This window comes from Pseudomonas sp. KH_050, from assembly GCF_057838875.1.
The window spans coordinates 586,353-607,054 of sequence record NZ_CM174478.1; the positions used below are offsets into that span (position 1 = coordinate 586,353).

A 20,702-nucleotide genomic window follows, 5' to 3' on the forward strand; every position below is an offset into this window, starting at 1 on the left:
TAAAACATGCCGTCGTGATCTGTCAGGTTAAACGAGTGAGTCCAATTACGACTGCTGCGCAGCCGAACGCAGCCTTCGGCAGCTGCTACGCCGGGATGTTATGCAGCACTTTATAAGTGACGGTTGCGCTGGAAACCCGCAAAATGCAACGATTCTGGTAATTATCAACGGCAAGGCCCATAAGGCTTTGCGATAAAACCATCGTTCTACACAGACTGGGCCTGCTGACTCTATGCGAATGCGCCTTATGTTACTGGGCGGCGGAAATGCCCTTGGGCAGGCGCTGATTCGCCTCGGTGCGGAGGAAGACATCGGTTTCCTCGCCCCCCGTCCGCCAGAAGCCGGCTGGGATGCCGCGAGCCTGACGCAACTGCTCGACGACACCCGGCCGGATGCCTTGATCAATCTTGCGTACTACTTCGACTGGTTTCAGGCGGAGTCGGTACCCGAGGTGCGCCTGGCCGGCCAGGAACGGGCGATCGAGCGCCTTGCCGAGCTGTGCAAACATCACAACATCGTCCTGCTGCAGCCTTCCAGCTACCGGGTGTTCGATGGTTCGCGGGCCACGGCCTACAGCGAAAAAGACGAACCGGTACCGCTAGGCCTGCGTGGCCAGGCCTTGTGGCGGATCGAGCAGAGTGTGCGTGCAACCTGTCCGCAACATGTCTTGCTGCGATTTGGCTGGCTGCTCGATGACAGTCCCGACGGAACCCTTGGGCGTTTCCTGGCGCGCGCAGAACAACCTGAAGAATTACTGATGGCCGACGACCGGCGGGGTAACCCGACCCCGGTGGATGATGCGGCGCGAGTGATTATCTCGGTGCTCAAGCAACTGGATTGCGCGGCGCCGCTGTGGGGCACCTACCACTACGCCGGGCATGAGGCGACCACGCCGCTGGCATTGGGTCAGGCCATCCTGACCGAAGCGCGTCAGCTACACTCCTTAGCGATTGAATCGCCGACTGCACAAGCCCATGCCGCGCGCCCGGATGCTGCGGAAGAGCCACAGCACGCGGTATTGGCCTGCAAGAAGATTCTGCACACATTCGGGATCAAGCCGCGTGCCTGGCGCGCGGCACTCCCGGGCTTACTGGATAGGTTTTATCGCCATGGCTGACGGCCCTGTTTTGATCACCGGCGGTGCCGGCTTTATTGGTTCGCACCTGGTCGACGCCTTGCTCGCCAAGGGTCATTCGGTGCGGATTCTCGATGACTTGTCCACCGGCAAACGCAGCAACCTGGCACTGGACAACCCTCGGCTTGAACTTATCGAGGGGGATGTCGCCGACGCTGCTCTGGTGGCTCGGGCCATGCTCGGTTGCCAGGCGGTCGCTCATCTTGCGGCCGTGGCTTCGGTGCAGGCTTCGGTGGATGACCCGGTGCGCACACATCAGAGCAATTTCATTGGCACCCTGAATGTCTGCGAAGCGATGCGTCAGGCCGGGGTCAAACGCGTACTGTTCGCCTCGAGCGCGGCGGTCTATGGCAACAACGGCGAGGGTGAGTCGATCGACGAAGACACACCCAAGGCACCGCTGACGCCTTATGCCGTGGACAAATTGGCGAGCGAGTACTATCTCGACTTCTACCGCCGTCAGCACGGGCTGGAGCCGGTGGTATTCCGCTTCTTCAACATCTTCGGTCCACGCCAGGATCCGTCATCGCCGTACTCCGGGGTGATCAGCATTTTCAGCGAGCGGGCGCAAAAGGGTCTGCCGATCACAGTGTTCGGTGACGGAGAGCAGACTCGCGATTTCGTGTATGTCGAAGATCTGGTGGACGTGCTGGTGCAAGCCATCGAAGCGCCGCAGGTGGAAACGGGCGCAGTCAACGTCGGGCTGAACCAGGCGACCACGCTCAAGCAAATGCTCGCGGCACTGGCCGAGGTGGTGGGAGAGTTGCCGCCGGTGACCTATGGCCCGGCGCGTTCCGGTGATATCCGTCACTCGCGGGCGAATAATCAACGGCTGCTGCAGCGTTTCAAGTTTCCCGAGCAGACACCGATGAGTGTCGGACTGGCGCGGTTGTTGGGACGTTGAGGTTTTATTGAAGTCATGAAAAAGGCGCCCGGTGAGGCGCCTTTTTTATCTGGCCTGAATTAGATCCAGTGTTGGCGCTCTTGTGGAAGAGGCTGACTCAGAACTTGTAACCGATACCCACCATGTAGACCCATGGATCGACGTCCACGTCGACTTTGGTGCGGCCGACGCCCAGGGCGGTCGGGCCGTCAACGCTGGCTTCGGTGTCGATGTCGACGTACCAGACCGAGGCGTTGACCAGCATGTGATCGGTAATCATGTAGTCGAAGCCCAGTTGCCCGGAGATACCCACCGAATCATTGAGGTCCAGGTTACTGAAGCCTTCTTTTTTACGCTGGCTGGTCAGTTCTTCGTCGAAGAACAGGGTGTAGTTGATACCGACACCGGCATACGGCTGGAACCTGGACGAAGCGTCCAGCGGGTAGTACTGCAACGACAAGGTCGGTGGTAGTTGCTTGACGTCGGCAAGCTTGCCGTCCAGCGCCGGGCCAAGACCTTTGACGCCGACTTCGTGCTGGAACGGGGTGGCCGCCAGCAACTCGAGACCGAAGTGGTCGGTGAGCATGTAAGCGAATGTCAGGCCTAGTTGGGTGTCGCTGGTCAGGGTCGCTTTGGTGCCGGATATTTTCGCACCGTCGAGCTTTAGCTCACCGCTGTCTTCGTTAGGCGCAGTGGTAATGGCACCGGCACGAACGATGAAATCACCGGTCTGGTGAGCGTGAGCGAGCGGGGCTGCGAGCGCGAGGGAAAACAGGGAAGCGCTAAGCAAAGACTTGTGCATGGGGGCTCCAAAGGACGATTCAAATTATCTGTGTCCAATGGTAAAGAGCATCAAGGATGGGGCTTTGACTCAGCTCAATGAAAGCGTGATGGCCAAAAAAGATCGCAGCCTGCGGACGCGCCCTGTAGGAGCTGCCGCAGGCTGCGATCTTGGCGTCATCGCGGACAACGAACAACTGTTGGTCTTACTCCGGCAACTCATACACATAAATCTTCTCGGCATCCATCTGATACCCCGCGTCCGCCAGCTCACTGCTGGAGGCTTTGACCTGCAACGCACCTTCGATCCAGTACGGCTGATACAACTCGTCGAGTTTCACTCCAACCTCGCTTTTTACGTGGACGATCTGGTTCGACGGCGGTGGCGGCACGTGAATGCAGGCGCCGAAATACGGCACCAGCAGGAACTCCGTGGTGCGGCCTTCTTCGCTGACTTCCAGCGGCACGATATAGCCGGGCAGTCTGATCTCTTTGCCATCGAGGCTTGTCACCACCGGTGCGTTGGGCATGTCCTGCCTGGCCACCGGTGCAGCTTCGGCGGCCAGGGCGTCGCCGAGCTTCGACAGGTCGTGCAGCGGCGTCATGTTCGGGACTTGCGGCGCGGCACCCGGCGGGATCATTTCCGACCAGGTCAGGTCGATCGGTTCGGCGGCCCACGATGGCATGGCGACCAGGAATAACAGCGCAAACAGGGCGCGGGACATGACGTGCTTCCTCATAAACAGAGAGCGATAAAACGGGGCGGTCAAACAGATGCTCATAACCGAATGGACAGGCCATCGGCCAACGATTGTCGATAGGCGCGCCAGGCAGGCACGCTGCCCATCAGCAGCGCGGCGAGCAGGATACCGCCAAGCAGCGTCCACTCATACTCGCTCGGCCAGGCCAGCGGCAGGTACAAACCGTAAGTCGACTGCACATAACCTTGCGCGAGGGCGATGCTCAGGTACAACAACCCCAATCCGGCAATTACCCCGGACAACGCCAGGGCAAAGGCTTCAAGCACCAGAAGGGTCGCGATGTGCCACGGCCGGGCGCCGACCGAACGCAGGATCGCCATCTCTCGACGGCGTTCGTTGAGGCTGGTGAGAATCGCCGTGAGCATGCCGATCAGCCCGGTCAGCACCACGAACAAGGAAATTACAAACAAGGCTTTTTCCGCCGTGCCCATCAAGCTCCAGAGCTCCTGCAGGGCCACGCCCGGAAGGATCGCCAGCAGCGGTTCGCCACGGAACTCATTGATCTCGCGCTGCAGGGCAAAGGTCGAAATCTTGCTGTTGAGACCAAGCATGAACGCGGTGATGGCTTGCGGTGTCAGGTCCATATTGCGGGCCTGATCGGCGTTGATGCGACCGTTGCCTCGGGCCGGCGCGCCGTTCTGCCAGTCGATATGGATGGCTTCCATGCCGCCGAGGCTGATGTGCAGCGTGCGGTCCACCGGAGTACCGGTGCGCTTGAGAATGCCGACCACGGTGAACGGTTTGTCGTCGTGTTTGACCAGGCTGATCACCGCCACGCCGTGGGCCAGCACCAGTTTGTCAGCGAGTTTGTAATGCAAGGCGTCAGCCACCTCGGCACCGAGTACCACTTCAAACGGGTCGCTGGCGAAGGCGCGGCCGCTGGCCAGTTGCAGGCGTTGTTGACGACCGTACTGGTAGTGCTGGAAGTAGGCGTCGGTGGTGCCCATCACCCGATAACCCCGATGGGAATCGCCGAGGGACATCGGGATCGCCCACTTCACCTTCGGGTTGTTGGCGAAATGCTCGAAGCTGTCCCAGCGGATATTGTTGGTGGCGTTGCCGATGCGGAACACCGAGTACAACAGCAGGTTGACCGAGCCGGAACGGGCGCCAACGATCAGGTCAGTGCCACTTATGGTGCTGGCGAAACTGGCGCGGGCTTCGGTGCGCACTCGCTCGACCGCCAGCAACAGACACACCGACAAGGCGATGGCGAACGCGGTGAGGATCGCGGTGAAGCGGCGGTTAGCCAGGCTGGCCATGGCTAGACGAAACAAATACATCTCAAACCTCGAACGGCGTGGCGGCGCGATTGAGTTCGGCCAGCGACAGATTACGATCGAACAACGGCGCCAGGCTCTGATCGTGGCTGACGAACAGCAGGCTTGATCCGGCTTCGCGGCATTCGGCGAACAACAAGCGGATAAACGCCTCGCGGGCGTCATAGTCCAGCGCCGAAGTCGGCTCGTCGGCGATCACCAGTTCCGGCTGGCCGATCAACGCCCGGGCCGCGGCAACCCGTTGTTGCTGGCCAATGGACAATGAATCCGCGCGTCGGCCGAGCAGCGCTGGATCTTTCAGCCCCAGGTGGGCGAGCAGTGTGGCAGCGGCCTGATCGATACTGCCGTGGCGCTGGATAGCGCGGCTGGCGCGCAGTTTCGAGAAGTGGCAGGGCAACTCGACGTTCTCGCGCACCGAGAGAAACGGCAGCAGGTTGAACTGCTGGAAGATGTAGCCGGTGTGATCGACCCGAAAATGGTCGCGAGCGCCGGCCGAAAGTTCGGTCAGTTCCTGGCCGAGCAGGCGAATGCTGCCGCGATCGGGCTTTTGCACCCCGCCGAGCAGGCCGAGCAGGGTGGTCTTGCCGCTGCCGCTGGGACCTTTGAGGAACAGTGTTTCACCGGCTTGCAGGCGAAACGTCGGGATGTCCAGCAATTGCGGATGCCCTGGCCAACTGAAGCCCAGGTCGGACAGTTCGATAAGTGCTTGGGTCATGTGAAACCGGTCAGGATGAAAGTGAACCCCTGTGGGGCGCGAGCTCCCACATCAGGATTGGGGGGGAATCAGAATTTCAGTGCCGCGGCCTTGGCCGTCACTTCAACCCCTTGTTGCCCATTTGGGCTGATCAGTTGTACCTGAATTGTCCGGGTCGCCGGGAAGGTGTTGAAGATGTTCGCCAGGTTTAGAGTCTTCAGTGCACCAGGTGTGGCACAGGTGAATTGGTAATGGGCGTGGATTTCGCTGTGGTCATGGTGATGCTCATGGCCGTCGGAGTTCTTGGTATCTTTGTCGTGGTCGTCATCGGTATCCGGCTTGTCGCCAAACAACGGGCTTTCCAGTTCCTGACTGGCTACCACGCAGCCTGCAGCATTCGGCAAGTTGAACAGTGCCAGGGGTTTTTCCAGTTGTGCACGGGTGGCGGTGACCTTGGCCTTGTCGGCGTCCGAGGTGGCGATATGTTCGAAACCCACCAGGTTCATCGCCGGGCTTTCCAGTTCCAGCTCCAGGGTCTGACCGTCCAGCGCCGCATTCAATCGCCCGACGCCATGTTCGTGGGTGCCGAGGCTGCCGTGTTGATGCTCGTGATCATGCTCATGGACCTCGGCGGCCTGGACGACAGCCAGCGGCAACAGGGCAAACGGCAAGGCGAGTAGCAGACGGCGCATGACAGGACTCCGGGAAAGAAGATATAAATATTGTTATGTGATCTTATAACAATATCGGCGAGAGTTTGACCGCCTGCTTGGCGTTATGCAAGGCGCATGGGAGCATGCTCATCAGAAACCTGAGGGAAAACCTATGTTGCGGATTCGTGGAAGCATCGGCGAATGGCCGGTGGATTTGACCCTGGAGCTCGATGCAGGTGATTGGGCGCAGTTGGGTGCGCAGCTGCAGGCGGCCAAACCTGAGAGCATTAAGTCGGTGGTCATGCCGGCGAATCAGGACGATGCGCTGTGGCAGGCCGCCAAGGACCTGCTGCGCAAGGCCGGGCAATTGAGCGGGCCGGATCTGCTTGAGCAGATGGAGGCTCTGGCCGGCAGCGCAGCGGCTGGCAAACGCTTGTTGGTGCGCTTGCGCCACTGTGCCGAGGTCAAGGTGGTGAGCGGCGGGGATACGCCGATCTACAGCTGGCGCCAGCCAGCGTAGGAGCTGGCGCAGCCTGCGATCTTTTGATCTTGTTTTTGCGGCGGTTGAATCACCTGAAAATCAAAAGATCGCAGCCTTCGGCAGCTCCTACGCCGTCCGCGTGTAAACCCAATCCGTAGGAGCTGGCGCAGCCTGCGATCTTTTGATCTTGTTTTTGCGGCGGTTGAATCACCTGAAAATCAAAAGATCGCAGCCTTCGGCAGCTCCTACGCCGTCCGCGTGTAATCCCAATCCGTAGGAGCTGGCGCAGCCTGCGATCTTTTGATCTTGTTTTTGCGGCGGTTGAATCACCTGAAAATCAAAAGATCGCAGCCTTCGGCAGCTCCTACGCCGTCCGCGTGTAATCCCAATCCGTAGGAGCTGGCGCAGCCTGCGATCTTTTGATCTTGTTTTTACGGCGGTTGAATTGCATGAAAATCAAAAGATCGCAGCCTTCGGCAGCTCCTACGCCGTCCGCGTGTAAACCCAATCCGTAGGAGCTGGCTCAGCCTGCGATCTTTTGATCTTGTTTTTGCGGCGGTTGAATCACCTGAAAATCAAAAGATCGCAGCCTTCGGCAGCTCCTACGCCGTCCGCGTGTAATCCCAATCCGTAGGAGCTGGCGCAGCCTGCGATCTTTTCGGGGTCGCTCAATACAGCGCGGCGAACAGCTTGCGGCGGTAGGTGGTCACCAGTGGGTGATCGTTGCCCAGCAGGTCAAACACTTGCAGCAACGTTTTGTGCGGCAGGCCTTCGCTGTAGCTGCGGTTGCGGATGAACAGTTTTAGCAGCCCGTCCAGTGCCGCGTCGTATTGCTGGCGGGCCAGTTGCTGAATGGCCAGTTGGTAGGCCGCTTCATCGTCCAGCGGATTTTGTGCCAGGCGGGTTTTCAGGTCGGCGACATCCGGCAAGTCAGCGGCTTGTCCGAGAAACTCCAGCTGCGCCTTGGCACCGGCCAGCGCGGCTTTATGTTCGTCGCCCTGGACTGAGTCAAGCACGGTCTGTGCTTCACTCAGCTCGCCGCGTTCGGCCAGGCAGCGGGCATAGAGGATCAGCGCCTTGGCGTTGCTGTTGTCTTCGCCCAAAAGGGTTTTCAGCGCGGCTTCGGCGTCAGCGAAACGACCTTCGCTGAACAGCGCCTGAGCCTGTTCGAAGGGATCGGCAGCGGCTGGCGGTGGCATTTGTACATGGGGCTCGAGCAACGCCCGGACCGCGGACTCCGGTTGTGCACCGGCAAAGCCGTCTACCGGTTGACCGTCCTTGAACAGCACCACGGTCGGCAGGCTGCGAATGCCGAAGCGGGCGACGATGTCCGGTTCGGCATCGCAATTGACCTTGGCCAGCAGCAACTCGCCCTGATAGCTCTCGGCAATCTGCTGCAGCATCGGCATCAGCGCCTTGCACGGCGCACACCATTCGGCCCAGAAATCCACCAGCACCGGTTTGTGGAAGGAGTTCTCGATCACCGACTGGTCGAAATCGGCAGTGCTGGCGTCGAAAATGTATGGGGTGTCCTGGCTCATTGGGGATCTCTTGGGAGCGTGAATTCACTCACTATAAGGGTTGGCGCAAAAGATCGCAGCCTTCGGCAGCTCCTACAAGGGTTGGCGCAAAAGATCGCAGCCTTCGGCAGCTCCTACAAGGGTTGGCGCAAAAGATCGCAGCCTTCGGCAGCTCCTACGGATCGGATTGACACGCGGATACCGAAAAAGATCGCAGCCTGCGGATCGGATTGACACGCGGATACCGAAAAAGATCGCGGTCGGCGTAGGAGCTGCCGAAGGCTGCGATCTTGGCGGTATCAGCCACGCCGCGCGTGGTACAGGCTCACATTGCGAAACTCTTCCGGCTCTGCCAGATCCGGCAAGGTGAAGGCTTCCAGCATCTCCAGTCGCTGATACAACGGATGCCGAAAGTCTCGCACCCGCGAATCCGCCACCAGGGCTTCCCGACCTCGGCTCAGGAATTCGTCGAGCAACGGCAGGTTGGCTCGGTCATACAGCACATCCGCCACCAGGATCAGGTCGAAACGGTCTGCCTCGTCGAAGAAGTCACTTGAATAGCTCAGTTCCACGCCATTGAGTTCGGCATTCGCCCGGCAAGCGGCAATGGCCAGTGGGTCGAGATCACACGCCACCACCTCCAGCGCTCCGGCCTTGGCCGCGGCAATGCCGGCAACGCCTGAGCCGGCGCCGAAATCCAGCACCCGTTTGCCTTCGACCCAGTGCGGGCGTTCGGCCAGATAGCGCGCCAATGCCAGGCCACTGGCCCAGCAGAAACTCCAATAAGGCGGCTCATGCAGAATCCGCCGGGTTTCTTCCGGGGTGAAGGCGCGGTCCATGTTGTGTGCATCGATCAGCCAGAGCTTCAGTTCGGTCGCGGGCAACTGACAGGCGACAAGCTGTGCATCTCCAAGCAGTTCGCCCAGCGCCTGCTGCAGGTCGAGCGGTGCATTCATGGCGCTTTGACGAATTGCAGCTGGCCCAGGGCCTGGGTGGTCGGTTGGCTGATGCGTTGCGTTGGCAAGTGCAGAATCAGCTGCCCGGACTGACTGGCGCGACCTCGCAATTCGACGCGAGCACCGACCGGGAAGGACTCCGGATTGAAACGCAGGCGGAACGGCAGCACATGGTCGTTGCCGATCAGGTTAGAGTTGGCCAGCAATTGTTGAGGCCGGCCGCGCTCGTCGATCACCAGCAGCGCCAGTTCGACTTCAGCGCCGGTTGGCACGCCCTGCAGGGTGCCGCTCAATTCGCGTTGAAAGGCCGGCAGCGGACCGAGGTTGACCGACTCCTGAGCTTTCTTCTGCGCCTGCTGTGGCGCCGGCCCGGGCAGAGGCGGTGCGGGCTTGGGCGCACTGCTGCACGCGACCAGCAGGCTGAAAAGACTGAGCAAAACGAGCGGTCGTAGCGGCATGTGTAGCTCCAGCAAGGCTAAATTCCGTGTGCATACATAGTATGCCGGTCTATATACCGTAAAGCCTATGGCTTGTCTTGCCAGTGGGATGCGCTACCATGGCCCTCCCTTTTTTTGTTGCCTGCCACCATGCACTGTCCCTTCTGCGGTGCCAACGACACCAAGGTCATCGACTCGCGTCTGGTCGCCGAGGGCGAACAGGTGCGTCGTCGGCGTGAATGCCTGGCCTGCGGTGAGCGTTTCACCACCTTCGAAACCGCCGAGCTGGTGCTGCCGCGCCTGATCAAGACCGACGGCAGCCGTCAGCCGTTCGACGAAGAAAAACTGCGTGCCGGTATGCAGCGCGCCCTGGAAAAGCGTCCGGTGAGCGTCGAGCGCCTGGAATCGTCGCTGGCGCATATCAAACACAAACTGCGAGCCACCGGCGAGCGCGAGGTCAAATCCCTGGTAGTTGGTGAACTGGTGATGGCCGAGCTGCAAAAGCTCGATGAAGTCGCCTATATTCGTTTCGCCTCGGTGTATCGACGCTTCCAGGACCTCAATGAGTTCCGCGAAGAGATCGATCGCCTCGCCCGTGAGCCCGCCAAAGAATGACTATTTCCTCAGAGCAGGCCGTTCTCGATGCCCACTACATGGCGCGAGCCCTGGAGCTGGCGCGCAAAGGCCTTTACACCACTCACCCTAATCCGCGAGTGGGGTGTGTGATCGTGCGTGACGGGCAGATTGTCGGCGAAGGCTGGCATGTGCGCACCGGCGAGCCACACGCCGAAGTCCACGCCTTGCGCGCCGCCGCTGAAAATGCCCGCGGTGCCACCGTCTATGTGACCCTTGAGCCTTGCAGCCATCACGGCCGTACACCGCCGTGTTCCGATGCGCTGGTGAATGCCGGCGTGGCGCGGGTTGTCGCGGCCATGCAGGACCCCAATCCTCAGGTTGCCGGCCGTGGCATGCAGCGTCTGGCTCGGGCCGGCATCGCGATCCACAGCGGTGTGCTGGAAAGCGAGGCGCGGGCGATCAATCAAGGTTTCCTCAAACGCATGGAACACGGTCTGCCCTTTGTGCGGGTCAAACTGGCCATGAGCCTGGATGGTCGTACGGCCATGGCCAGCGGCGAAAGCCAATGGATCACCGGCCCCGCCGCGCGTTCTGCGGTGCAGCGCCTGCGAGCCCAGGCCAGTGTGGTTCTGACCGGTGCCGACACGGTGTTGGCGGACGGTGCCCGGTTGACGGTGCGTGCTGACGAGCTGGGACTGGATGCCGAACAAACCGCGCTGGCACTGAGCCGGCCGCCCCTGCGCGTGCTGATCGATGGTCGCTTGCGGGTACCCCTCGACGCGCCGTTTTTCAAGGCCGGGCCGGCGCTGGTCGCCACCTGTGTCGCGGTGCAAGAGCAATACGCCAATGGCCCGGAGTGCCTGATCGTCCCCGGCGACGATGGCCAGGTTGATCTGCGCAAGCTGCTGAGCGCACTGGCGGCCCGTGGCGTCAATGACGTGTTGGTGGAAGCCGGTCCGCGTCTGGCAGGGGCTTTCGCTCGGCAAGGGCTGGTGGACGAGTTTCAAATCTTCATCGCCGGCAAGTTTCTCGGTTCATCGGCACGTCCATTGCTGGACTGGCCGCTGGAGCTGATGAGTGAGGCGCCGCAGCTGAAAATCATAGAAATGCGCGCGGTTGGCGATGACTGGCGAGTCACTGCCGTTCCTCTGCCACCTGCGGGCGTATAATTCCCGGCCTGCGCCAAGCGACGGCCCCGTTCTCGAGGAGGACTCCATGTTTACCGGCATCATCGAATCCATCGGCAGCATCCGTGCATTGACCCCTAAAGGCGGCGATGTGCGGGTTTATGTAGAAACTGGCAAGCTTGATCTGGGCGACGTCAAACTCGGCGACAGCATCGCGGTCAACGGCGTCTGCCTGACCGCGGTCGAGCTGCCGGGTGACGGTTTCTGGGCCGATGTCAGCCGCGAAACCCTCGACTGCACAGCCTTCAACGAATTGAAGAGCGGTAGCCGGGTCAACCTGGAAAAAGCCCTGACCCCGACTACCCGTCTGGGCGGTCATCTGGTCAGCGGTCACGTTGACGGAGTCGGTGAAGTGATTGCCCGGGAAGAAAATGCCCGGGCGATTCAATTTCGCATCCGCGCGCCCAAAGACCTGGCCAAGTACATCGCCCACAAAGGCTCGATCACCGTCGACGGCACCAGCCTTACGGTCAACGCGGTCAATGGTGCCGAGTTCGAACTGACCATCGTCCCGCATACACTGGCCGAAACCATCATGGCCGACTACCGGCCGGGGCGGCAGGTCAACCTCGAAGTCGACTTGCTGGCACGTTACCTGGAGCGTCTACTTTTGGGCGACAAGGCCGCAGAGCCTGCCCAGGGCAATATTACCGAAAGCTTTCTGGCCGCCAACGGCTACCTCAAATCCTGACCCAAGGGGGTGCCGCGTGGCGCTCAATAGCATCGAAGAACTGGTCGAAGACATCCGCCAAGGCAAGATGGTCATCCTCATGGATGACGAAGACCGCGAGAACGAAGGCGACCTGATCATGGCCGCCGAGTGCTGCCTGCCCGAGCACATCAACTTCATGGCCAAGCATGCCCGCGGCCTGATCTGCATGCCGATGAGCCGCGAGCGCTGCGAACTGCTCAAGCTGCCATTGATGGCGCCGCGCAACGGTTCCGGCTTCGGCACCAAGTTCACCGTCTCGATCGAAGCCGCTGAAGGCGTGACCACCGGCATCTCCGCTGCCGACCGTGCGCGCACCGTGCAGGCTGCTGCCGCCAGGGATGCCAAGGCTGAAGATATCGTCAGCCCCGGCCACATCTTCCCGCTGATGGCCCAGGCCGGTGGCACCCTGGCTCGCGCCGGTCACACCGAAGCTGCGTGCGATCTGGCACGGATGGCCGGTTTCGAGCCGAGCGGGGTGATCTGCGAAGTGATGAACGACGACGGCACCATGTCCCGTCGCACCGAACTGGAAGCTTTTGCCGCCGAACACAACATCAAGATCGGCACCATCGCCGACCTGATTCATTACCGGATGATCCACGAACGTACCGTTCAGCGGATTGCCGAGCAGCCATTGGACAGCGAACTGGGTCAGTTCAATCTGGTGACCTACCGTGACTCAGTGGAAGGCGACGTGCACATGGCGCTGACCCTGGGCACCATTTGCGCCGATGAACCGACCCTGGTTCGCGTGCACAACATGGACCCGCTGCGCGACCTGTTGATGGTCAAGCAGCCCGGCCGCTGGAGCCTGCGCGCGGCTATGAGCGCAGTGGCCGAGGCCGGCAGCGGTGTGGTGCTGTTGCTTGGTCACCCGCTCGATGGTGATGTGGTGCTGGCGCATATCCGTGAAACCGCGGAGCACCTTCCGGTGAAAAAACCGACCACTTACAGCATCGTCGGTGCCGGTTCGCAGATCCTGCGTGACCTCGGCGTGCGCAAAATGCGCCTGATGAGTGCGCCAATGAAATTTAATGCGATATCCGGTTTCGATCTGGAAGTTGTAGAATACGTGCCCTCCGAATAAAGACCGGCAGTTCCGGCCTTTGATTCGCGGTTCAAATATCACTGAGGGACGCGTACTGAACGCGTCCCGGCTCTTTAAGAGATTTGTCGAATGACCCTGAAGACCATCGAAGGTACCTTCATCGCCCCCAAAGGCCGCTATGCCCTGGTGGTCGGCCGCTTCAACAGCTTCGTCGTCGAAAGCCTGGTAAGCGGTGCCGTTGATGCCCTGGTTCGCCATGGCGTGAGCGAAAGCGACATCACCATCATCCGTGCGCCTGGCGCCTTCGAAATTCCGCTGGTTGCGCAGAAAGTCGCTCAGCAAAGCGAATATGCGGCGATCATCGCCCTGGGCGCGGTCATTCGTGGCGGCACTCCGCACTTCGAATACGTGGCTGGCGAATGCACCAAAGGCCTGGCCCAGGTGTCCATGGAGTTCGGCGTGCCGGTCGCCTTCGGCGTGCTGACGGTCGACTCGATCGAACAAGCCATTGAACGTTCCGGCACCAAAGCCGGTAACAAAGGTGCCGAAGCTGCCTTGTCCGCTCTGGAAATGGTCAGCCTGCTGGCGCAGTTGGAGGCCAAGTGATTAGCGACGAAAGCGATCGTTTCAACCCCCGCGATCCGAAACCTGCGGACGCTGGCAAGCCATCCAAGAGCGTCAAGCGTCGCGAAGCCCGTCAGCTCGCGACTCAGGCGCTGTACCAATGGCACATGGCCAAAACTTCGCTGAACGAGATCGAAGCGCAGTTCCGGGTCGATAACGATTTCAGCGATGTCGATGCCGCCTACTTCCACGACATCCTGCACGGCGTTCCGGCGCACAAGACCGAGATCGATTCTGCCCTCGCTCCGTGCCTGGATATCACCATCGACGAGCTCGATCCGGTTGAACTGGCGGTGTTGCGCCTGTCCACCTGGGAGCTGCTCAAGCGCGTCGACGTTCCATACCGCGTGGTGATCAACGAAGGTATCGAGCTGGCCAAGGTCTACGGTTCCACTGACGGCCACAAGTTCGTCAACGGTGTGCTCGACAAGCTGGCTCCACGTCTGCGTGAAGCTGAAGTGAAGGCGTTCAAGCGCTGATTCGCGCTTGCAGTGCCCTGTCTCGCCAATACGTTCCTTTTTTGGCGCGTGGCTGTTGTTGCCAGGCAAGGCGTCGCGACAAGTCATAGCCCGCTATGGCGAGGAGCGGCAACGCAGTATGGCGATAACAGACGCCGCTCAAAAGGAACAGTATTGGTGAGACAGGACACAAAGCCATGGGCGAGTTTGAGCTGATCCGTAACTACTTCGCCACCGCGCCTTGTGCGCTGGTCGGCGCTGGCGTGGCACTGGGGATCGGTGACGACTGCGCCCTGTTGGCTGTTCCCCCTGGGGAACAGTTGGCTATCTCCACCGACACCCTGGTGGCCGGTGTACATTTCGCAGACCCCTGCGAGCCTTTTCTGCTCGGCCAGCGTTCGCTGGCGGTGGCGGTCAGTGATCTGGCAGCCATGGGTGCAACACCTCTCGCGTTTACCCTTGCCCTGACCTTGCCGACGGTTGCTGCCGATTGGTTGCAAGCCTTCGCCCGTGGATTGAACGCCATGGCGCAAAGCTGCGGTGTGCGTCTGGTGGGCGGCGATACCACCCGTGGCCCGCTGAGCCTGACCATGACCGTGTTCGGCCGTGTACCCGCCGGTTTGGCCCTGACCCGCAGCGGCGCGCAGCCAGGGGATCTGTTGTGCGTCGGTGGCGAGCTGGGCAATGGGGCGGGCGCCTTGCCGCTGGTGTTGGGTCAGCGTACGGCGCAAGCGGCTATCGCCGAGCCATTGCTGGCGCACTACTGGTCGCCACAGCCACAGCTGGCATTGGGCCTGGCACTGCGTGGCAAAGCGACCTCGGCACTGGATATCTCGGACGGATTGCTGGCGGACTGTGGGCACATCGCGCTCGCCTCCGGCGTCGGTTTGCGGGTTGAGCGGGACAAGCTGCCGCTGTCCAGGGCGTTGGTGGCGTTTCTCGGCCAGCAAGCCGCTGAAGAGGCCGCCTTGAGCGGTGGTGACGATTATGTGCTGGCCTTTACCTTGCCTCCCGTCGAGCTGCCGCAGTTACTGGCCGAAGGCTGGCCGGTGCATGTGCTCGGTCGTGTCGTGGCCGGCGAGGGCGTAACGCTTGTGGCCGCCGATGGGCGCGACATCACCCCGGCAAACCGGGGTTATCAACATTTTCGGGAGACACCGTGACAGATCACCCCAAGCAGGTCCCGGCAGAGTTCGTGCCGCCTTCGGTCTGGCGTAATCCCTGGCATTTCCTGGCGTTCGGCTTCGGTTCAGGCACCCTGCCAAAAGCGCCGGGCACTTGGGGCTCGCTGGTGGCGCTACCCTTTATCCCGTTGTGGCAGATGTTGCCGGACTGGGGTTACTGGCTGATGCTCGGCATCACCATGCTGTTCGGCTTCTGGCTGTGCGGCAAGGTGGCGGACGACTTGCGGGTCCACGACCACGAAGGCATCGTCTGGGACGAAATGGTCGGAATGTGGATAACCCTGTGGCTGGTACCGGAAGGTTGGTATTGGCTGCTGGCGGGGTTCCTGATGTTCCGCTTCTTCGACATTCTCAAGCCGTGGCCGATTCACTGGATCGATCGGCATGTACACGGCGGTGTCGGGATCATGCTCGATGATGTGTTGGCGGGTGTGTTTGCCTGGCTGGCCATGCAGGGATTGGTGTGGTTTTTCGTCTGAGGGAACAAGGATGACTGGCCGTTGGTTATTGATACTGCTTTGCGTGTTGTCATGCACTGCGGCACGGGCGCATGAATCGCCGAAGATCCCCAGCCAGATCCGCCTCGCCAGCGAGGAGTGGATCGACTACACCGCCGCCGATGGCCGTGGTCTGGCCTGGGATGTGTTGCGCGCAGTCTTTGAACCGGCCGGGGTCACGGTGCAGATTCGTTTAGTGCCTTACACTCGCTCGATCGGGCTGGTGCAGCGCCAGGAGGTGGATGCCGTGGTCGGCTCCTACCGCGATGAGGTGGGCAATGTGCTGTATCCACGGTGGCACTATGATGTCGACCCCATTTACGCACTGGGCCTGGCCAGTAATCCGGCACCGACGCTGGCCACTCTGGGTAAATATCGACTGGCTTGGGTGCGCGGCTACAAGTACGAGAAATACTTGCCGAATATCCACGGTTTCAATCAAATCGAGCGCCGCACCGGCATTTTGCCGATGCTCAAGCTCGGTCATGCAGATTACTATCTCGACGCCCGGAGCGAGATCGACTATGTACTGAGTGAAGCGCCGGATCGGTCGTTATACAAACGCACGTACCTGGCTCAACTACCGCTGTTTCTGGGGTTCTCCGACACTCCTGAAGGCCGGGCACTTTTGGCGCTGTTCGATCAACGCATGACGTTGTTGGTGAAAAACGGTCAGTTGCGACCGATCTTCGAACGCTGGAAACAACCTTACCCATTCGAAGAAAGGTAGGGGGTTGCAAGGTTTTTCAGGCTAGTGATCAAACATCCTGATCATTATGGCCGATAATTCAGCCTAAGCGTCTGTAGGAACCTGCTGTTACAATGCCGCCTCTGCGAATCTCCAGTCCTCATACAGATCAGGAGCACACGGTGCCCGTCGTTTTCGTCGCTGCTTCCAAGCTGCCAACCCCTTTTGCGCAATTCACCATGCATGGTTTCCTCGATGAGGCCACCGGCCGCGAGCACGTTGTGCTCAGCCTGGGTGAGTTCGCTGATGGCGCACCGGTGCTCGGCCGGTTGCATTCCGAATGCCTGACCGGCGATGCCTTGTTCAGCCAGCGTTGCGACTGCGGTTCGCAACTCGAGGCGGCGTTGCAGGCGATTGCCCGTGAAGGCCGTGGCGTGTTGCTGTATTTACGTCAGGAAGGCCGTGGCATTGGCTTGCTGAACAAGATCCGCGCCTATGAACTGCAGGATGGCGGTGCCGATACGGTCGAGGCCAACGAACGCTTGGGCTTTGCGGCCGACCAGCGTGACTACGCCATCTGCCTGCCGATGCTCGAGCACCTGGGGGTAAAATCCCTGCGGCTGATGACCAACAACCCACGCAAGGTCAAAGCCATGACCGACATGGGCATCGTGGTCGCCGAACGCGTCCCGCTGCACACTGGCCACAACCCGCACAACAAACTCTATCTGGCGACCAAGGCCAGCAAGCTCGACCACATGATGGGCAACGAGCACCAGGGCGAGGTTGATCGGGCGTGACCCGCGGTCAAGTACGGCGGCGCCTGGCCGTCAACTGGTGGCAGTACCTGGCGCTGGCCTTGCTGCCGCTGTTCGTGATCAATATGGTGTTTGGCCGGACCGAAGCGATATTGCCGATGCTGGCCATGCCGTTCTTTATCGCTGGCATGGCGTCAATGTTCGTCAGCCTGCGTTTCTTTGGTGGCTACAAGCATGGCTTGATCGCCACCCAGCAAGCCCTCGATACCCCTGAAGAGCCTGCCGCCTGGGTGGATTTGGCGGCCAAGCGTCGCACGGCGTTCCTGGCTGCCGGGTTACCGGCCTGGATCGGTGCAGTGGCCGTGTTCGTCGGCCTGGAAGCCGTGCCGCTGATTCTGCTGGCGCTGTCGACGACGGTGCTGTTTTACCTCTACCGTATTCCGCGTCAGCTCGGTTGATGCGCGGCTGGCTGGCGCTCCTGCTGCTGGCCGTCAGCGGTTCGGCGCTGGCCGTGGAACGGGTGGTCAGCCTCGCGCCATCGCTCTCTGAAATCGTCGTTGAGCTGGGCTCTGCCGATCTGCTGGTCGGTGTGCTCGATGCCGGTGAGCGACCTCCTGAGTTGAGCGCTGTGCCCTCGGTCGGGCGCTACGGTCAGCTGGACATGGAGCGTCTGCTCAGCCTCAAGCCCGACTTGCTGTTGCTCTGGCCTGGCAGCGTCGGTCCGGCGCAGCGCGAGCAACTCAAACGGCTGAATATTCCCACCTACGTCGCCGAACCCCACAGCCTCGAACAACTCACCACCCAGATCGAAGCCATTGCCGAACAACTCGGGCGGCCTCAGCGCGGGCAAAAACTCGCCGGTGACTTGCGCAAGCGGTTGGCTAACCTGCGCCAGCGCTATCAGCGGGACGCGCCGTTGCAGGTGTTCTATCAGGTCTGGGATCAGCCGCTGTACACCGTCGGCGGAGGGCAGATCATCAGTGATGCGCTGGAGGTCTGCGGCGCTCGTAATGTGTTTGCCGAGCTGCAACTGCCGGCGCCGCAGGTCAATCTGGAGTCGGTGTTGCAGCGCAACCCCGAGGTCATCCTGGCCGGCGATCAGGCGCAGCTCGATGCCTGGAAAGCCTGGCCGCAGGTGAGGGCGGTGGCTCAGGGGCGATTGCTGTTGGTGACGGACAAGGGCCTGGAGCGGCCGAGTGGGCAGATGATCAATGCCACGGCCAAGCTGTGTGAGTTGATAGCGCCGGGTCGCTGAAACCGAGGCGCCTGCTTCGCGGGCAAGCCACGCTCCCACAAGTTATCAGGCGTTCACGGAATTGATGTCAGGCTCATACCCTGTGGGAGCGAGCTTGCTCCGGGCGGCGATCCGACGATGGCTAGATCTCCGGCATCCAGGTCACCCCAAACATCCAGGCCCGTCCTTCTTCGCGATAGCCATAGTTATTCCCGTCAAAGCTGTAGAGCGCCCGGCTGTAAGCCTTGTCCAGCAGGTTATCGACTTTCAGTTCCAGCCGGATTTCGCGATTCACCGCCCAGCTGCTGCGCAAGCCGAGCAAGGTATAACCGCCTAGCGGTTCCTGGTTATCCTCGTCATCGTAGCTGCTGCTCACCGCTTGCCAGGTGGCGCCGATGCCGAGTCGATCGAATTGCCGATCCAGGTCCAGGCTCAAGGTGCGTCGGGCGCGGCGGCTCAGGGTGTGGCCGGTATCGCGGTTGCGCGGGTCGATGATCGCCAGGCCGAGGTTGCTCTGCCAGCCGAACAGCTCTTGTTTGAGCGCGGCTTCGAAGCCATTGATCCGCGCCGAAGCGACGTTTTCCGGACGAAAGTTCTTGCCGAAGATAATCGCGTCTTCAAGGTCGGTGCGGTACAGCGAAGCTTCCAGGCGGCTGGAATCGCTCAACTGACTGCGCCACTGCAGCTCATAGCTTTGGGAGGTCTCGGGCTTGAGGTTCGGATTGCTGAAACCCGGGTAGTACAGGTCATTGAAGGTCGGTGCGCGGAAGCCTTCGCTGTAGGTCAGCAGCACATCGTTGTCCGGGTTCAATGGCAGGGTGAAGGTACCGCTCCAGCTATTCTGGCTGCCAAATTGCTGGTTCTGGTCGCGGCGCAGGCCCAACTCGGTGGAGAAGCTTTCTGCCTGGAAGCGATGCTGGATAAATGCGGCACGGTTCCAGCGGCTGTCTTCATCGAAGGCGGTGCTGCTGTTGATCCGGTCTTCGTACCAGTCGGCGCCGAGGATCAGGCTGTTGCGGTCATCGAGTGTCAGGTCATTCTGCCAGTTGAGCGAATCGCGATAGGTGTTGAACACGCTGCGCTCGTCGCTGAGCGTGTCGATGGTTTTCTCGCGGTTTTCGCTATGGCCGAACTCGACGCGGGATTTCCAGATGTCATTGATACGCGCGTCGAGGTAGCTGCTGACGCTGCTCACGGTGAAATCGCTGTAGGGCTGCTGCTGGACTGACTCAAAGGTGTTCATGTCGAAGCGACCGAAGGGGCTGTCGAACTCGCTTTTACCACGGTTATCCAGCAGGCTCAGGCCCGCTTCGAGGTCATCATTGAAGGCGTGACTAAGGCTCAGGCTCAGGGACTTGTTGCGGTAAGCATCGTGGTCGCCGTCGCTGGGGAAAGATTCATGAGTGCGATTGATCCCGGCGCTTTCATCGAGGCTGGCGCCGAGATTGAAGCGGGTTTGTGCGTCACCGCCGGACAGCCCCAGGCTGCGCTCCCAAGTCTGATTGCTGCCAAACCCCAGCTGCAGGCGCGGTTTCAGACCCTGTTCGGCGCCACGGCGGGTGAAGAGCTGAATCACCCCGCCAATCGCGTCACTGCCGTAAATCACCGAGCGTGAACCGCGCAGCACTTCCACGCGTTCGATCTGATCGATGTTCAGGTGTTGCAGGTTGCTGTCGCCGGAAGTCGAGTTGCCGATGCGCTGGCCGTCCACCAGCACCAGGCTCTGCGCCGATTTGGTGCCACGAATGAAAACCCCCGGCAGGCTGCCACGCCCGCCCGCTTGCGCGATCTGCACGCCCGGCACCCGACTGAGCAAGTCAGTCACACTGCTCGGTTGCAGGCGGTCGATGTCTTCGCGGGTGAACACTGTGTTGGCGGCGCTGCTATCGTTACGGGCTTCAACCTGGCGATTGGCGCTGATCAGCACATCGGGCAGTTTCAGGGCTTGTTCGCGTTCGAAGGTGTCAGCCAAAAGCGGTCCGGCAGGCAAAAGGGTCAACGTCAGGGCGATGCGGGAGAGATTCATGGGCACTACTTTCAAAATGCGCCGCAGCCCCCGTAGGAGCTGCCGCAGGCTGCGATCTTTTGATGTTGATCTAACGGCGATTCTGGAGCTGCCGAAGGGCAGGATCAAAAGATCGCAGCCTGCGGCAGCT

At 60.8% G+C, this 20,702-nt stretch carries 24 protein-coding genes; 15 read left to right on the forward strand and 9 right to left on the reverse strand.

Annotated elements, in window-relative coordinates; genetic code table 11:
• The first annotated feature begins 232 nt into the window (after positions 1-232).
• The gene (locus AC3IUA_RS02630; RefSeq protein ID WP_489358978.1) at positions 233-1,117 is read left to right on the forward strand and encodes a sugar nucleotide-binding protein; all 885 of its coding nucleotides are present in this window, start codon (positions 233-235) and stop codon (positions 1,115-1,117) included.
• On the forward strand, positions 1,110-2,039 hold the full coding sequence (locus AC3IUA_RS02635) for an NAD-dependent epimerase/dehydratase family protein (RefSeq protein WP_489358979.1): 930 nt from the start codon (positions 1,110-1,112) through the stop codon (positions 2,037-2,039). The genes AC3IUA_RS02630 and AC3IUA_RS02635 overlap by 8 nt, the downstream gene beginning before the upstream one ends.
• Positions 2,040-2,136: 97 nt before the next feature.
• Here the strand turns inward: AC3IUA_RS02635 and AC3IUA_RS02640 are convergent, their stop codons facing one another.
• From AC3IUA_RS02640 to AC3IUA_RS02660, 5 genes are all read right to left on the reverse strand, one after another.
• Positions 2,137-2,820 (reverse strand): OmpW/AlkL family protein, encoded by a 684-nt coding sequence (locus AC3IUA_RS02640; RefSeq protein ID WP_489358980.1) that lies wholly within the window; start codon positions 2,818-2,820, stop codon positions 2,137-2,139.
• A gap of 184 nt (positions 2,821-3,004) precedes the next feature.
• Positions 3,005-3,523 carry a DUF3299 domain-containing protein gene (locus AC3IUA_RS02645; RefSeq protein WP_489358981.1) on the reverse strand — a complete coding sequence of 173 codons (519 nt, stop codon included), beginning with the start codon at positions 3,521-3,523 and terminating at the stop codon, positions 3,005-3,007.
• A gap of 53 nt (positions 3,524-3,576) precedes the next feature.
• Entirely contained in the window at positions 3,577-4,842 is a 1,266-nt protein-coding gene (locus AC3IUA_RS02650; protein ID WP_489358982.1) for an ABC transporter permease, read from the reverse strand.
• Between the two features lies 1 nt (position 4,843).
• The gene (locus tag AC3IUA_RS02655) at positions 4,844-5,554 is read right to left on the reverse strand and encodes an ABC transporter ATP-binding protein (RefSeq protein ID WP_489358984.1); all 711 of its coding nucleotides are present in this window, start codon (positions 5,552-5,554) and stop codon (positions 4,844-4,846) included.
• A 68-nt stretch (positions 5,555-5,622) separates the two neighbouring features.
• Entirely contained in the window at positions 5,623-6,225 is a 603-nt protein-coding gene (locus tag AC3IUA_RS02660; RefSeq protein WP_489358985.1) for a DUF2796 domain-containing protein, read from the reverse strand.
• Positions 6,226-6,358: 133 nt separating this feature from the next.
• Here AC3IUA_RS02660 and AC3IUA_RS02665 point away from each other — a divergent pair, with 133 nt between their 5' ends.
• Positions 6,359-6,706, forward strand: a complete 348-nt coding sequence (locus AC3IUA_RS02665) for a hypothetical protein (RefSeq protein ID WP_489358986.1) — start codon at positions 6,359-6,361, stop codon at positions 6,704-6,706.
• A gap of 629 nt (positions 6,707-7,335) precedes the next feature.
• Here the strand turns inward: AC3IUA_RS02665 and trxA are convergent.
• From trxA to AC3IUA_RS02680, 3 genes are all read right to left on the reverse strand, one after another.
• Complete coding sequence (gene trxA / locus AC3IUA_RS02670; protein ID WP_489358987.1) at positions 7,336-8,208, reverse strand: thioredoxin; 873 nt, start codon at positions 8,206-8,208, stop codon at positions 7,336-7,338.
• Between the two features lie 278 nt (positions 8,209-8,486).
• Positions 8,487-9,143: a class I SAM-dependent methyltransferase gene (locus AC3IUA_RS02675; RefSeq protein ID WP_489358988.1), complete on the reverse strand. Its 657-nt coding sequence runs from the start codon at positions 9,141-9,143 to the stop codon at positions 8,487-8,489.
• Positions 9,140-9,601 (reverse strand): hypothetical protein, encoded by a 462-nt coding sequence (locus AC3IUA_RS02680; protein ID WP_489358990.1) that lies wholly within the window; start codon positions 9,599-9,601, stop codon positions 9,140-9,142. Before AC3IUA_RS02680 ends, AC3IUA_RS02675 begins: the two co-directional genes overlap by 4 nt.
• Positions 9,602-9,730: 129 nt before the next feature.
• Here AC3IUA_RS02680 and nrdR point away from each other — a divergent pair, with 129 nt between their 5' ends.
• The 12 genes from nrdR (at position 9,731) to AC3IUA_RS02740 (ending at position 18,567) form a co-directional block, all read left to right on the forward strand.
• Complete coding sequence (gene nrdR / locus AC3IUA_RS02685; RefSeq protein WP_419116602.1) at positions 9,731-10,195, forward strand: transcriptional regulator NrdR; 465 nt, start codon at positions 9,731-9,733, stop codon at positions 10,193-10,195.
• Positions 10,192-11,325 (forward strand): bifunctional diaminohydroxyphosphoribosylaminopyrimidine deaminase/5-amino-6-(5-phosphoribosylamino)uracil reductase RibD, encoded by a 1,134-nt coding sequence (gene ribD, locus AC3IUA_RS02690; RefSeq protein WP_489358991.1) that lies wholly within the window; start codon positions 10,192-10,194, stop codon positions 11,323-11,325. The genes nrdR and ribD overlap by 4 nt, the downstream gene beginning before the upstream one ends.
• A 46-nt stretch (positions 11,326-11,371) precedes the next feature.
• Positions 11,372-12,034, forward strand: a complete 663-nt coding sequence (locus AC3IUA_RS02695; protein WP_489358992.1) for a riboflavin synthase — start codon at positions 11,372-11,374, stop codon at positions 12,032-12,034.
• Between the two features lie 16 nt (positions 12,035-12,050).
• Complete coding sequence (gene ribBA / locus AC3IUA_RS02700; protein ID WP_489358993.1) at positions 12,051-13,142, forward strand: bifunctional 3,4-dihydroxy-2-butanone-4-phosphate synthase/GTP cyclohydrolase II; 1,092 nt, start codon at positions 12,051-12,053, stop codon at positions 13,140-13,142.
• Positions 13,143-13,232: 90 nt separating this feature from the next.
• Entirely contained in the window at positions 13,233-13,709 is a 477-nt protein-coding gene (gene ribH, locus AC3IUA_RS02705; RefSeq protein WP_028944446.1) for a 6,7-dimethyl-8-ribityllumazine synthase, read from the forward strand.
• On the forward strand, positions 13,706-14,206 hold the full coding sequence (gene nusB, locus AC3IUA_RS02710; protein WP_489073749.1) for a transcription antitermination factor NusB: 501 nt from the start codon (positions 13,706-13,708) through the stop codon (positions 14,204-14,206). Before ribH ends, nusB begins: the two co-directional genes overlap by 4 nt.
• Positions 14,207-14,382: 176 nt before the next feature.
• Positions 14,383-15,348, forward strand: coding sequence for a thiamine-phosphate kinase (gene thiL / locus AC3IUA_RS02715; protein WP_489358994.1), 966 nt, complete (start codon positions 14,383-14,385; stop codon positions 15,346-15,348).
• Positions 15,345-15,848 carry a phosphatidylglycerophosphatase A family protein gene (locus tag AC3IUA_RS02720; protein ID WP_008073949.1) on the forward strand — a complete coding sequence of 168 codons (504 nt, stop codon included), beginning with the start codon at positions 15,345-15,347 and terminating at the stop codon, positions 15,846-15,848. The genes thiL and AC3IUA_RS02720 overlap by 4 nt, the downstream gene beginning before the upstream one ends.
• A 10-nt stretch (positions 15,849-15,858) precedes the next feature.
• Positions 15,859-16,596 carry a substrate-binding periplasmic protein gene (locus AC3IUA_RS02725; RefSeq protein WP_489358995.1) on the forward strand — a complete coding sequence of 246 codons (738 nt, stop codon included), beginning with the start codon at positions 15,859-15,861 and terminating at the stop codon, positions 16,594-16,596.
• 140 nt (positions 16,597-16,736) lie between these two features.
• Complete coding sequence (ribA, locus tag AC3IUA_RS02730) at positions 16,737-17,354, forward strand: GTP cyclohydrolase II (protein WP_489358996.1); 618 nt, start codon at positions 16,737-16,739, stop codon at positions 17,352-17,354.
• Positions 17,351-17,770, forward strand: coding sequence for an MFS transporter (locus tag AC3IUA_RS02735; protein WP_489358997.1), 420 nt, complete (start codon positions 17,351-17,353; stop codon positions 17,768-17,770). Before ribA ends, AC3IUA_RS02735 begins: the two co-directional genes overlap by 4 nt.
• Positions 17,770-18,567 (forward strand): cobalamin-binding protein, encoded by a 798-nt coding sequence (locus AC3IUA_RS02740; protein WP_489358998.1) that lies wholly within the window; start codon positions 17,770-17,772, stop codon positions 18,565-18,567. The genes AC3IUA_RS02735 and AC3IUA_RS02740 overlap by 1 nt, the downstream gene beginning before the upstream one ends.
• Positions 18,568-18,688: 121 nt before the next feature.
• Here the strand turns inward: AC3IUA_RS02740 and AC3IUA_RS02745 are convergent, their stop codons facing one another.
• Positions 18,689-20,572, reverse strand: a complete 1,884-nt coding sequence (locus tag AC3IUA_RS02745; protein ID WP_489358999.1) for a TonB-dependent receptor domain-containing protein — start codon at positions 20,570-20,572, stop codon at positions 18,689-18,691.
• Positions 20,573-20,702: the final 130 nt, after the last annotated feature.

Coding starts and splice junctions, on each gene's coding strand:
- AC3IUA_RS02680 (WP_489358990.1), bottom strand. CDS start 9,601: ATGCCGCTACGACCGCTCGTTTTGCTCAGTCTTTTCAGCCTGCTGGTC.
- AC3IUA_RS02660 (WP_489358985.1), bottom strand. CDS start 6,225: ATGCGCCGTCTGCTACTCGCCTTGCCGTTTGCCCTGTTGCCGCTGGCT.
- AC3IUA_RS02645 (WP_489358981.1), bottom strand. CDS start 3,523: ATGTCCCGCGCCCTGTTTGCGCTGTTATTCCTGGTCGCCATGCCATCG.
- thiL (WP_489358994.1), top strand. CDS start 14,383: ATGGGCGAGTTTGAGCTGATCCGTAACTACTTCGCCACCGCGCCTTGT.
- ribH (WP_028944446.1), top strand. CDS start 13,233: ATGACCCTGAAGACCATCGAAGGTACCTTCATCGCCCCCAAAGGCCGC.
- ribD (WP_489358991.1), top strand. CDS start 10,192: ATGACTATTTCCTCAGAGCAGGCCGTTCTCGATGCCCACTACATGGCG.
- AC3IUA_RS02655 (WP_489358984.1), bottom strand. CDS start 5,554: ATGACCCAAGCACTTATCGAACTGTCCGACCTGGGCTTCAGTTGGCCA.
- AC3IUA_RS02740 (WP_489358998.1), top strand. CDS start 17,770: ATGCGCGGCTGGCTGGCGCTCCTGCTGCTGGCCGTCAGCGGTTCGGCG.
- AC3IUA_RS02635 (WP_489358979.1), top strand. CDS start 1,110: ATGGCTGACGGCCCTGTTTTGATCACCGGCGGTGCCGGCTTTATTGGT.
- trxA (WP_489358987.1), bottom strand. CDS start 8,208: ATGAGCCAGGACACCCCATACATTTTCGACGCCAGCACTGCCGATTTC.
- AC3IUA_RS02630 (WP_489358978.1), top strand. CDS start 233: ATGCGAATGCGCCTTATGTTACTGGGCGGCGGAAATGCCCTTGGGCAG.
- AC3IUA_RS02640 (WP_489358980.1), bottom strand. CDS start 2,820: ATGCACAAGTCTTTGCTTAGCGCTTCCCTGTTTTCCCTCGCGCTCGCA.
- AC3IUA_RS02650 (WP_489358982.1), bottom strand. CDS start 4,842: ATGTATTTGTTTCGTCTAGCCATGGCCAGCCTGGCTAACCGCCGCTTC.
- AC3IUA_RS02665 (WP_489358986.1), top strand. CDS start 6,359: ATGTTGCGGATTCGTGGAAGCATCGGCGAATGGCCGGTGGATTTGACC.
- AC3IUA_RS02725 (WP_489358995.1), top strand. CDS start 15,859: ATGACTGGCCGTTGGTTATTGATACTGCTTTGCGTGTTGTCATGCACT.
- AC3IUA_RS02745 (WP_489358999.1), bottom strand. CDS start 20,572: ATGAATCTCTCCCGCATCGCCCTGACGTTGACCCTTTTGCCTGCCGGA.
- nrdR (WP_419116602.1), top strand. CDS start 9,731: ATGCACTGTCCCTTCTGCGGTGCCAACGACACCAAGGTCATCGACTCG.
- AC3IUA_RS02695 (WP_489358992.1), top strand. CDS start 11,372: ATGTTTACCGGCATCATCGAATCCATCGGCAGCATCCGTGCATTGACC.
- AC3IUA_RS02675 (WP_489358988.1), bottom strand. CDS start 9,143: ATGAATGCACCGCTCGACCTGCAGCAGGCGCTGGGCGAACTGCTTGGA.